Raw genomic sequence first — 11762 nt, 5'->3', positions numbered from 1 at the left:
GGGCCACGGTGACTCTCGTACGGGTAGCAGTAAACGATTCCAGTGGGACTCTGGCGGGTCTAACTCGCTGGGCAGATCCATTGACGTCACCCAATCCTTGGGACGAGTCGAGCTACTGGGCGGCTAGTTGGGAGATTTGCTCGGCGCTCAGCACACCGTCATAGGTGCGGACGTCGTCAACGGTCCCCGGCCAGTAACCGGTGAGGACACCCGCGTTCTTGGTACGGCCCAGCTGCAGCGGGCCGATGGCGTTCCACGCGCTCACGTGGTCGGTGATGGTGCTGTCCGACAGCCGGCCGTTGACGTAGACGCGCAGCTGACCTTGCAGTGGGTCGTAGACCCCCGCCACGTGAGCCCACTCCAGCGGCGCGGGGACGGCGTCGGAGCGCGTGCGCACCAGCGCCGCGGTGTCGGTGTCGGCGGCGGCCATGCCGAGGACCCACCGCCCCTGCTCCTTGTCGTATCCGAGCTGGAAACCGCTGGCCCTGCTGCCGACCTGGGACACGGCGGAGGCGTCACGGGTGGGCAGGTAGTCGAGCTGGGTCCACGCTGCGACGGTGAACCCTGCCCTGGTGTTGACGGCGGGCGTGGCGACCTGGGCGTGGCCGCTGACACCGTCGAAGGCGAGGGCGCCGTCCAGCCAGCCTTCGCTCCAGACGGCGTTGCCACCGAGCGTCGCGGCCGCCGACCTGCCTGACGAGTCGGCCGCGCTCGCGCCGGTCCCCTCGTCCAGCTTCCAGTGCCCGACCAGCGTCGCGGCGCTGTTCACCAGGTCGGCGACCTCGTCGCCGAACATCGCCCTGCCGTACAGGAGGACCTCGTCGAGGTCGCCAGGCCAGAACTCCGCCGCCGCCCCGTTGAGCTTCGCCCGGCCGATCGCCAGGGCCCCCGCCGCCTCCCACGGCTGGGTGTACGCGACCGTGGACTCCAGGCGGCCGTTGACGTACAGCGACAGCTCCCCGGCGGCCGCGTCGTAGACGCCGGCGAGATGGGTCCACTCGCCGAGCCGCGGCGCGGCCTCCGACAGCGCGCGTACGCCGCTCGCCCCGTCGGCGTCGGCGGTGGCGCGGCTCAGCGCCCATCGGTTGTCGGCCTTGGAGTACTGCAGGGAGAAGCCGCCGGTGCGCGTGCCGTCCTGGCTGACCGCGGTCGCGGTGGCGTTGGCACTGGTCAGCCGCACCCAGGCGGCGACGGTGAAGTTGCGCTGCGTGGACACGACGGGTCCCGCGGTCCGCGCGTGGCCGCCCGCGCCGTCGAGCCGCAGGCCCAGCCCTGTCCTGCCGCCGGCCCACGCGGCCGAGCCGGTCAGGGTGGCCTGATGGACGCCCGTGCGGTCGGCGGCCACGGTGCCCTGTCCCTCGTCCAGTGACCAGTGCCCGTCGGGGCCTGTTCCCGCGTTGACGTTGAAGACGTAGGTGCGGATGGGGCCCTGGTGTCCGGCGCGGTCCTTGCTGCGCACCGACAGCACGTTGGGGCCGTCGTGGCGCGGGGTGAGCCTGATCGTCGCCGACCCGTCCTGCTGGCCGGCCGCGACCTCCACCTTGGGCGCTGTGTCGAGCCCGTAGGCGTAACCGGCGATGTCGGTGAGGCCGTTGGAGGTGAAGGTGAAGGTGCCCGCCCGGCCGACGCCGTCGTGCCAGCCGCCCTCGGCGTACTCGGGCGAGCTCACGCCCGGTTCGCTGCCCGGAGCCGAGGCGTCGACGGTCGCCTCGCACCAGGGGCTCCAGGCGCTGGTGGCCCTGCCGTCCTCGGCGCGGACGCGCCAGCGGAGCAGTGACCCGTCGGCGAAGGCGCCGGCGGGGACGATCGCGTTGAAGGCGCTGCCCGTTCCCTGCAGCTCGGTGAGACGCTCGCCCACCTTGACGCCCGCGGCGTTCCACCACTCGAAGCGGCCCTTGACGGAGTTGTCGGCGTCGCTCAGCTTGGCCCACAGCTTCGGCGTGGCCGTCGGGATGATCGGCCGCGCGTCGCCGGAGACGCAGCCGCCTCCGGGGTCCGACCAGGCGTCGGCGGCGGCCGGTACGGCCGGCAGGGAGTTGTACTCGATCACCAGGCTCGGGTTGTTCTTGAACTTCTTCCAGCTGTAGTTGTCCGACTCGTTCGTGGCCCTCAGCCCGATGGTCATATTGGGCCACTTCTTCGCCGCGGCGTCCACGGCCTGGCTGGTGACGTCGAACTCCACCCCGCCGGGCAGGCAGGCGGGCCCCCAGCCCTTCGCCACGTTCACCGTGTCGAGGATCCTGGCCCACGTGGGCTGGTTGTTCCAGGTGGTGCTCTTGCTGATCGGGTTGGTCGCCCAGGCCTCGACCTTCCTGGCGCTGCAGGAGTAGGACCACGTCTCGTACGTCCGCAGCGTCGCCTTGATGATCTGCTTGCCGTGGATGGTCGAGCCGGTGTTCATCTGGAAGAAGGACCGGTTGGTCTGCCCTGGGACGTGTCCCGCCCTGGCGACGTCGTTGGCGTTGAGGAAGTTGGAGCTGGGGTTGTTGCTCCAGACGGAGGTCCACGCGCCGCGGGCCGCCGAGAAGAACGGGTCGAGGTAGACGGGGTACTTCGTGTCCGGGTCGTCGATCATGCGGCGGTGCGGCTTGAGCACCAGGTTCCTGCCGGTGAGCCGGAGGCCCATCAGCTCGTGGCGGGCGTCCGCCGGAGAGCCTTCGCCTGCGGCGAGCGTGCGCGCGGTCGAGGACCCGGAGGAGTCCCACATCAGTGGCGGCGTGGCAGTGAAGATCGTGCCGCCGTTACCGTCGACCGCTTCGAGGTTGCCGCCCTCGGTGGACTTCATCGACAGCCCGCTGGTCTTGAGCGGGAAGCTCAGCTCGGCCAGGGCCCTGTTCTTCGCCGCCTCGCGGGACTTGACCACGAGGAGGTGGGAGAAGCCGTCGACGTCGGCCTTCACCTGGAGGTCCACGCCGGGCAGCACCTCGGCGTAGGTCGCGGTGTCACCGTCCAGCGTCGGCTTCGGCAACGCGCCGGGCCAGTTCAGCTCCAGCGCCTTGCCGCCGCGTGTCATCCGAGCCATGGGCACGCTCCCACCGCCGGAGAAGCTCAGCTCGACCGCGGTCGCGACAGGGGCGATCGTGCCGTCGGGACGGAGCCGGAGCGTCGGGTCGGCGGCCACCCATCGGTCCGCCTGGCGCACGCGGACCGGCCGGGCGTGCTGTTCCAGGACGAGGGTGCCGTCGGGGTTGGCGAAGACCTGGCGCGTCTCCGTGCGCATCGCGTCCACCTCGACCCGGCGGCTCGTACGGCGGGCGAGGGCGAGGGCCGCTTCCTCCGTGGGTTCCGCGCTGCGCTGCCGGGTGAAGGCGTCCGCGCCCTGCCTCGTGGCTTCCGCGTTCTGCTGCCTGGCTTCCGCGTTCTGTTGTCGCTGGTCGGCGACGGCTTGCGGGTGGCCGAGGGTCGCTGCCGCGACCGCGCCTGTCAACATCCCTACGACCAACCCACGAGCTAAGCGCATCGGCCCTCGCCGTCGTCGAGCTGGGACGCCGTGCGGGCAACGCTCACCCGGCGCCTCCACGATCTTCATTTGACGATCGGATTGTGACCCAGGTAATGCGGCCCGTCTAGATCCCGCGGCGAAATTCGTCAGAATGGCATTCTGTGTGGAGAAAAACTCCAGAGTCAGGGACGGCTCGGTGCCATACGGCGCAGGGTCCGCATGATCCACGGCGGGCAGTTCGGGTCCGCCTCCGCCTCGGCGAGGCTCACCCAGACCAGTCCCGCGACCTCGTGCGGCGAAGCGGCCGAGGGCCGGGCGTCAGCCGGCATGAGGCCCGTGAAAGCCACGTTGATCACCGGGTCGCCGTCATCGGTCACGAAGAACGCGCTCTCCACATAGGTCAGCTCGACGTCCGCCACATCGACGCCGATCTCCTCGGCCACCTCCCTGCGCGCGGTCTCCTCCAGCACATCGAGCCCCGCGGCGCCGGCCTGGACCTCGATCTCGACCTTGCCGCCGACGCCGCCGAGCACACCGGGCGCATGCGACTCCTGCTCACCGCGCTTGATGAGCAGCCAGCGGCCCTCGCGTTCCAGGAAGACCTCGACGTTGACGACGAAGGCGGGCCGACCGGCTCTGGTGGTGTGGGGCTCGGGAGTGATCGTCATGCCCGGACACTCTACGCACCCCAGGCCTTCAGAGGCCGAGCACCTCCGGCGAGGTGGCCAGAGCACGCCAGCGCGCCTCGGGATCCGGCAGCAGGCGCCGCTCCCGCAGGTCGAGCAGGCCACCGATGCTCGTGAGCTCCGCGACCAGCTCCCCGTCTCCGCGCCAGAACCGCTGCTGGACGCCGAACGTCTTCCCGCCGCTCCAGCGGAACGCGCACGAGACCTTCACCTCGTCGCCGCCGCGCAGCTCCCTGTGGTAGCGGATGGTGTTCTCCAGCGTCACAGGGCCGACGCCGCCCGCGAGCATCTCGTCGACCGAGACTCCGGCGGCGCGCAGGCACTCCCAGCGCGCGTGGTCACCGTACTGGTGGTAGACCGCGCCGTTGACGTGGCCCTGGGTGTCGAGTTCGTAGCTCCGTACGGCGATGCTCACCGTGAAGGTCATTGCCGTTCCTCCAGCCATTCGTGCGATTTCGCGGTCAGGTACCGGAGGCCGTCCTCGCCGATCGCGACCCAGTCACCCCGCGCCCATCCGCCGGTGGTCTGGGGCGCGAAGCCGTGCCGCTGGAACAGCGCCGAGGCCTCCTTCTGCGTCAGCCCGCGTCTGCCCCACTCCTCGATGACCCGCGCCGTGCGCTCCTCCTCGGGGACGTCGCCCTCCTCACCGAGGCTCGCCGCGAGCTCCTCGAACCCTCGCGCGATCGTGCGCAGCGCCGCCTGCATCCGAGGAAGGTCCACGTTATCACCTATCGATAGATACCAATTGCTCAGCGATTGTAGCCGGGTGACCGCGGCGATGCCAGGCTCGTCGACCGGACGCCCGCTGGCGGTGGCACACCTCACGAGAGTCGTCGCATGCGCGCCCGACTGGGCGAAATCGGGTCTTCCTGTGGTCCAGGAAGGTGATCACACTGGCGGGTATGGTGCGCACAACCGCAGGAAAGGTTCAGGGCTCCCGGGAGGGCGGACTGTCCGTCTTCAAGGGCATCCCGTTCGCCCAGGCCCCGTACGGCGAGCACTGGCTGGCCGCTCCCGTGCCCCCGCGACCATGGGACGGCGTGCGGGAGGCGACGGCGTTCGGGCCCAGGCCCGCCCAGGTCGCCGCCGCCCCCGGCCTGCCCGCATGGACCTCGGCCGAGGGCCTGGACTGCCTGACGCTCAACGTCTGGACACCCGACGAGGGCGGCTCCGGCCTGCCGGTCATGGTGTGGATCTACGGCGGCGGCTACCAGATGGGCTCTGCCGACCTGGCCGAGTACGACGGCGCGCGGCTTGCCGCCGAGGGCGTCGTGGTCGTCACCCTCAACTACCGGGTCGGCCTGCAGGGATTCGGCTACGTGGAGGGCGCGCCGGCCAACAGGGGCCTGCTCGATCAGGTGGCCGCCCTGCGCTGGGTGCGGGAGAACATCGCGGCCTTCGGCGGCGACCCCGCGAGGGTGAAGGTCTTCGGCGAGTCGGCGGGAGCGGGCTCCGTGGCCGCGCTGATGTCGATGCCGATGGCGCGCGGGCTGTTCAGCCGGGCCATCGCGCAGAGCGTTCCCGCCACGTTCTACTCCACGGCCTACGCGCGGCAGGTGACCGAGGAACTACTGGAGGGCAGGTCGCCGTACGACTGCTCGCCCGAGGAACTGCTGGCGGCGGCGCGGCGACACTCCGCGAAGGGCCCGGGGATCGCGCTGCCGTTCTCGCCGGTCGTGGACGGGGAGGTGCTGCCGACGACGCCGTGGGACGCCTTCGCCGACGGCGCGGGACGCGACGTCGAGCTGGTCGTGGGGTTCAACCGCGACGAGTTCCGGCTGTTCACCGCGATGATGCCGCCGCAGGCCGAGCACGACCCTGCCGAGGTGCTGCGAAAGTTCGGGCTGAAGGACGGCGACGTCGTCTACCACGCCGCCCACCCGGACGCGGACGCGGACGAGCTGTACACCCTCGTCATGTCGGACTGGCTGTTCAGGATGCCGAGCGCACTGCTGGCCGACGCGCACACCGGCACCACGTTCGCCTACGAGCTGACCTGGTCGCCGACCGAGCTGGGCGCCTGCCACGCGCTGGACGTGCCGTTGACGTTCGGCTCGCTCGGCGGCGGGCCGGCCGGGTGGATCATCAGGGGCGCGCCCGAGGCCGAGGCGATGTCCCTGCAGTTCCGTACGGCGTGGACCCGCTTCGCCAAGACGGGCGACCCCGGCTGGCCCGCCTACGAGCCGGCGTCGGCGCTGACCCACGTCTTCGACGAGGACCCGTCCGACGTCCACGACCCCGAAGCCGTCTCCCGCGCCCTGTGGTCGGAGCGCGGCTTCCCCGTGATCGACGCCTAGAGCCCGCGTCCCACAGCCACCTCGAGCGCTCGATGGTCGGAGCGCGGCTTCCCCGCGATCGTCGACTACAGCCCGCGGTCGGCGCCGATTCCGCGCAGCAGGGTGTCGACCAGCCGGGTGGCCATCGCGTCGGGGTCACCCTCGGGCTCGGCGGCCGACTCGTGGATCAGCGCGTAGTAGACGCGCCGCGCCCACTCGAGGTCGACCTCCGACCTGATCAGCCCCGTCCCCGCAGCCCTGGACAGCAGCCTGGCGCAGATCTCGGCCACCTCGGCGTGGATGCGCGCGATCTCGGGGTCGGCGTCCTGCGCGCGGCTCATCGCGAAGCCCCAGTCGATCTTCACGCGCAGCACGTTGGCGGTCACCTGGTAGAGGGCGACCAGCGGCGGAGTGCTGTCGGGGTTGGCGGCGGCGACGGCCTCGGCGAACCGCTGGGCGGCCCATCCGGTCATGGCCTCGACCAGCGCGTCCCTGGAGGTGAAGCGCCGGTGGACGGTCGTGCGGGCGACCCCGGCCGCCTCCGCGATCTGCTCCATGCTCGCCGCCGGGTTCCTCGACAGGACCCGCTCCGCTGCTTCGAGGATCGTCATGACGGTGCGTTCCGCGTCGGACCGGAGTGCCTTGCCCATGCGCGAGACACTACACGATCGTTCCCGTTGACCGCAGACTTGCGTCACTGATGTTGCAAGTTCTATGTTGAGCGCATCGCTTCTGACGCAGATGTGAAGGGTTCATCATGGACATGGAGCTCAACGGCAAGACCGCTGTCGTCACCGGCGCGAGCAAGGGCATCGGGCTCGCGACCGTCTCGGCGCTCACCAAGGAGGGCGTGCGGGTCGTCGCGGCGGCGAGGACCGTGCCGCCCGCGCTACAGGAGACGGGCGCCACCCCGATCGCGGTCGACCTGTCGACCGCCGAAGGACCCGCCGAGCTCATCGCCCGCGCGATGGACGAGCTGGGCGAGATCGACGTGCTGGTCAACAATGTCGGCGGCGGTGACGGCGGGGGCCAGGTCAGCGGATTCCTCGGCTTCGACGACGCCGACTGGCTGGCCACCCACTCGCTGAACTTCCTGGCCGCGGTCCGCACCACGCGCGCCGCCATGCCCAGCCTGCTACGGCGGGGCGGGACGATCGTGAACATCTCCTCCAACGGCGCCCGCATGCCGCACGCGGGACCTGTCACCTACACCACCGCGAAGGCGGCGCTCACCGCGTTCGGCAAGGCCGTCGCCGAGGAGTTCGGACCGCAGGGCGTGCGGGTCAACACCGTCTCCCCCGGCCCCGTGCGCACCGCGATGTGGGAGGACCCCGAGGGGTACGGCGCGGCCTTGGCGGCCTCGATGGACGTAACGCTGGAGCAACTGCTGGCCGGACTGCCGGGGGCGGCGGGGATGACCACGGGCCGTCTGATCGAACCCGCCGAGGTGGCCGCCCTGGTCACCTACCTGGCTTCGCCGCTCGCGGCCAGCGTCAACGGCGCCGACTTCGTCATCGACGGCGGCGCCATCAAAACCGTCTGACACACCTACCCGCGGGCCGCCCCGCTCTCTCCCCTGCCGCGCCAGGGGAGAGAGCCGCGCAGGAGGGGGATGGCCGGAGTTGCCGGTCAGACGGCGGGAGGGCACGGGGCGCCCAGCCGGAAGGGCCGCCTGGAGCGGCCGATCGCAGGGGCCCCACTCGGTAGACCGATCGCAGGTCTGGCCGGGGCCCCACTCGGTAGGCCGATCGCAGGGCCAGCCGGGAGACCGGCCCGGGGCCGACTCCGAAACCGACCCAAGAGGCCGACTCGAGAGATCGACCCGGGAACCCGACTACGGATCCGGCCGGGGAACGGATCCGTGGGACCGATTCACGCGAGGTCGATCGCGGAGTTCCAGCCGAGGACCGACCCGGGGGCGAACCGGGGACCGACCCGGGAGGGCGAGCCGGGGGGCGATCCTGAGGGGCGATCCCGGGGACCGACGCGGGGGGCGAGCCGGAGGATCGACGCGGGGGTTGGGGCTGAGGGTGGTCTCAGGATCCGGCGCGCGGGTGAACATATCGCGATATATCGTTCTTGGCGGGAACACGTGAGCCTCTGGGCGCGGTTGTCCGGAGAGACCGACTTGTGGAGAGTGAGCGATGGCGGCGAAGCGGACGATACGGCGACTGATCGCTGGTGGGGCGGCGCTGGCCGCGGCCGGCTGGGCGTTGCGTGACGTGCCGGCGGAGCTGGGTGTCCGCCCGTTGACCTCGGGCGAGGAGAGGGCGAGCAGGATCCGCCGCTCATCGCAGTTCAGGGACGGCGTCTTCGTCAACCCCATGCCCGAGCCGACCAGGGTGGGCGCGCCCTCCCCCGTGCTGCTGCGTGAGCTGATGAAGGACCGCGAGTCGCGCAGGCCCGCCGGCCCGATCCCGTTGCGCACGCCTCCCGTCGGCGACCTGTCGCCCACCGGCCTGAACGTCGTCTGGTACGGCCACGCCTCCACGCTCGTGGAGATCGAGGGCAGGCGGGTGCTGTTCGACCCGGTGTGGAGCCAGCGGGTCTCCCCCACGCCGTTCGTCGGCCCGTTGCGGCACCACCCCGCGCCCGTCGCCATCGAGGAGGTGCCGAAGGTCGACGCGATCGTCATCTCGCACGACCACTACGACCACCTCGACCTGTCGACGGTGCGCAGGCTCACCCGCATCTCCAAGGCGCCCTTCCTGGTGCCGCTCGGCATCGGCGCCCATCTGGAGCGCTGGGGTGTGCCGCTGTACCGGATCGTCGAGCTGGATTGGGAGGAGGAGGCGAACGTCGCCGGCCTGCGGTTCGTCTCCACCGCCGCCCGCCACTTCTCCGGCCGCTCGCTGACCCGCAACGACACGCTGTGGGGCTCGTGGGTGGTCGCGGGCGCGCGGCGGAAGATCTTCTACGCGGGCGACTCCGGATACTTCGACGGATACGCGAAGATCGGCGCGGACCACGGCCCGTTCGATCTCACGCTGATGCCGATCGGCGCCTACAGCCCTTCCTGGCCCGACATCCACATGAACCCGGAGGAGGCGGTGAACGCCCACGTCAACCTGGGCGGCTCGCTGCTGCTGCCGGTGCACTGGGCGACGTTCACGCTGGCCCTGCACCCGTGGTCGGAGCCGGTCGACAGGCTGTGGCGCGAGGCCAAGGCCCGCGACGTGAAGATCGTCGTGCCGCGGCCTGGCGAGCTCGTCGACACCGCCTCGACGCCGGCCGTCGACGCCTGGTGGCAGGCCGTACAGTCGTAGGCGTGAGCAACGTGGAACCGAACCCGCAGGAGACGGTGTGCGCGGCGGGTGAGCCCGTCCGCGAGCTGGTGAAGGGGCACGCGGTCGCGCTCGGCGGGCCGCGGGCGATGACGGTGACCCGCACGCTGCCCGCGGTCGGGCGGCGGATGGTGGGCGCGTGGTGCTTCGTCGACCACTACGGTCCGGAGACGGCGCGGATGAGCGTGCCGCCGCACCCGCACACCGGCTTGCAGACCGTCACCTGGCTCCTGGCGGGCGAGGTGCTGCACCGCGACAGCGTCGGCAGTCTCCAGCAGGTATGGCCCGGCCAGCTCAACCTGATGACGGCCGGGCGCGGCATCTCCCACTCGGAGGAGTCGCCGGAGGCGGAGTTGCACGGCGTGCAGCTGTGGGTGGCGCTGCCCGAGGAGTCGCGCCAGGTGGCGCCGCGCTTCGAGCACCATGGCGACCTGCCGGTGGTGCGCGGTCCCGGCCACGAGTCCACGGTCGTCATCGGCTCGTTCGGCGGCGAGACCTCGCCGGCGACGGCCTACACGCCGCTGGTGGGTGTGGAGGTGTCGGTCGACGGCATGGCCGAGTTGCCGACGCGGCCGGACTTCGAGCACGCCGCACTGACGCTGACCGGTGACGTGACCGTCGACGGCGAGGCGCTGCCCGGGGGCCCGCTGCTCTACCTCGGTCTCGGCCGGTCCTCCCTGCGGGTGTCGGGGCGCGGCAGGCTCCTGCTGATCGGCGGCGTGCCGTTCGAGGAGGAGATCGTGATGTGGTGGAACTTCGTCGGCCGTACGCACGAGGAGATCGAGGCCTTCCGCAAGGAGTGGACGGAGGGCGCGCTCTTCGGCGAGGTCACCGGCTTCGACGGCGGCCCGCTGCGCGCCCCCGCGCTCCCCACCGCGCGGCTCAAGCCCCGCGGCAGGGTCCGCTAGGCGTCACAGGGCGTCGAGCAGGCGGGCGATCTCGTCCTCGGTGTTGTAGTAGTGCACGGAGGCGCGCACGGCAGACGGGGGTGAGACGGTGTCGAAGCGCTGGTCGGGTTCGGTGGCGCTGACGTTGATGCCCTGCTCGCGCAGGCGCAGCTTCAGCTCGTTGCTGTCCTGGCCCGCCACGGTGAACGTGACGATGCCCGAACGCTTGGCACCGCGGTCGTGGACGGTCACGCCCGGCTTCGCCTCCAGAGCCGCGCGCAGACCGGCGGCCAGGCCCGACACCCTGTCCTCGATGGCCTCGACGCCGATCGACAGCGCGTAGTCGACGGCCGCGGCGAGGCCGAGCTGACCGGCGAAGAAGCGCTCCCACGTCTCGAACCTGATCGCGCTGTCGCGGATCTCGTAGGTGGAGGGCGTCGTCCACGCGGCCGAGTGCAGGTCGAGGAAGGGCGGTTCGAGCTCGGTCAGCACGCTGCGCCGTACGTAGAGGAAGCCCGTGCCGCGCGGGCCGCGCAGGAACTTGCGGCCGGTGGCGGAGAGCATGTCGCAGCCGAGCTCGGTGATGTCGAGGGCGATCTGGCCGACCGACTGGCAGGCGTCGAGGAGGTAGAGCACTCCGGCGGCTTTGCACAGCCTGCCGACCTCGGCGGCGGGGCTGACCAGGCCGTTGTGGGTGGGCACGTGGTTGATGGCCACCAGGCGCACCCCGCCCTTGGCCAGCTCGGCCTCGAGGACGCCGAGGTCGATGGTGCCGTCGGCGTCGTCGGGGATCACCTCGACGCGCACGCCGCGCGACCGGGCGATCTGGAGGAAGGCGATGCCGTTGCTGACGTACTCGCTGGTCGTGGTCAGGATCCTGTCTCCCGGCTGGAACGGGATGCCGTAGAAGGCCATGTCCCAGGCGCGAGTGGCGTTCTCGACGTAGGCGATCTCGTCGCGATGGGCGCCGAGCAGGGCGGCCACGGAGTCGTAGAAGCCGTTCATCCGCTCGGCCGCGCGGTCCTTCGCCTCGTAGCCGCCGATCGTGGATTCGAGGTCGAGGTGGTCCTTGACGGTGTCGATGACGACGCGAGGGGGCAGCGCCGCACCGGCGTTGTTGAGATGGACCACCTGTGCGCAGCCGGGAGTGTCGGCGCGCGCCTTTTCGATGTCGATCACACGACAAA

General features: G+C 71.1%; 10 protein-coding genes. 4 read left to right on the top strand and 6 right to left on the bottom strand.

Translation table 11 applies throughout. The features are described from left to right. Positions 1-112 precede the first annotated feature (112 nt). From AB0B45_RS35150 to AB0B45_RS35135, 4 genes are all read right to left on the bottom strand, one after another. Positions 113-3430 carry a LamG-like jellyroll fold domain-containing protein gene (locus tag AB0B45_RS35150; protein ID WP_358139513.1) on the bottom strand — a complete coding sequence of 1106 codons (3318 nt, stop codon included), beginning with the start codon at positions 3428-3430 and terminating at the stop codon, positions 113-115. Between the two features lie 194 nt (positions 3431-3624). Next, positions 3625-4110, bottom strand: a complete 486-nt coding sequence (locus AB0B45_RS35145) for an NUDIX domain-containing protein (protein ID WP_358139510.1) — start codon at positions 4108-4110, stop codon at positions 3625-3627. A gap of 28 nt (positions 4111-4138) precedes the next feature. Next, entirely contained in the window at positions 4139-4555 is a 417-nt protein-coding gene (locus tag AB0B45_RS35140; protein ID WP_358139507.1) for an acyl-CoA thioesterase, read from the bottom strand. Continuing rightward, positions 4552-4848, bottom strand: coding sequence for a hypothetical protein (locus AB0B45_RS35135; protein WP_358139504.1), 297 nt, complete (start codon positions 4846-4848; stop codon positions 4552-4554). Before AB0B45_RS35135 ends, AB0B45_RS35140 begins: the two co-directional genes overlap by 4 nt. A 182-nt stretch (positions 4849-5030) precedes the next feature. On the opposite strand from AB0B45_RS35135, the gene AB0B45_RS35130 reads away from it, so the two are divergent. After that, entirely contained in the window at positions 5031-6425 is a 1395-nt protein-coding gene (locus AB0B45_RS35130; protein WP_358139501.1) for a carboxylesterase family protein, read from the top strand. Positions 6426-6490: 65 nt separating this feature from the next. Here the strand turns inward: AB0B45_RS35130 and AB0B45_RS35125 are convergent, their stop codons facing one another. After that, positions 6491-7054, bottom strand: coding sequence for a helix-turn-helix domain-containing protein (locus tag AB0B45_RS35125; RefSeq protein ID WP_358139498.1), 564 nt, complete (start codon positions 7052-7054; stop codon positions 6491-6493). A 107-nt stretch (positions 7055-7161) separates the two neighbouring features. Between AB0B45_RS35125 and AB0B45_RS35120 the strand changes: the two genes are divergently transcribed. The 3 genes from AB0B45_RS35120 (at position 7162) to AB0B45_RS35110 (ending at position 10596) form a co-directional block, all read left to right on the top strand. Further along, complete coding sequence (locus AB0B45_RS35120) at positions 7162-7947, top strand: SDR family oxidoreductase (RefSeq protein ID WP_358139495.1); 786 nt, start codon at positions 7162-7164, stop codon at positions 7945-7947. A gap of 601 nt (positions 7948-8548) precedes the next feature. Beyond that, positions 8549-9670 (top strand): MBL fold metallo-hydrolase, encoded by a 1122-nt coding sequence (locus AB0B45_RS35115; RefSeq protein ID WP_358139492.1) that lies wholly within the window; start codon positions 8549-8551, stop codon positions 9668-9670. 2 nt (positions 9671-9672) lie between these two features. Continuing rightward, positions 9673-10596: a pirin family protein gene (locus AB0B45_RS35110; RefSeq protein ID WP_358139489.1), complete on the top strand. Its 924-nt coding sequence runs from the start codon at positions 9673-9675 to the stop codon at positions 10594-10596. 3 nt (positions 10597-10599) lie between these two features. Here AB0B45_RS35110 and AB0B45_RS35105 read toward each other — a convergent pair whose 3' ends face one another. Next, entirely contained in the window at positions 10600-11754 is a 1155-nt protein-coding gene (locus AB0B45_RS35105) for an aminotransferase class V-fold PLP-dependent enzyme (protein ID WP_358139486.1), read from the bottom strand. Positions 11755-11762: the final 8 nt, after the last annotated feature.

This window comes from Nonomuraea sp. NPDC049152, from assembly GCF_040648355.1.
GTDB lineage: Bacteria > Actinomycetota > Actinomycetes > Streptosporangiales > Streptosporangiaceae > Nonomuraea.
This window is presented reverse-complemented; position numbering and strand designations above follow the sequence as displayed.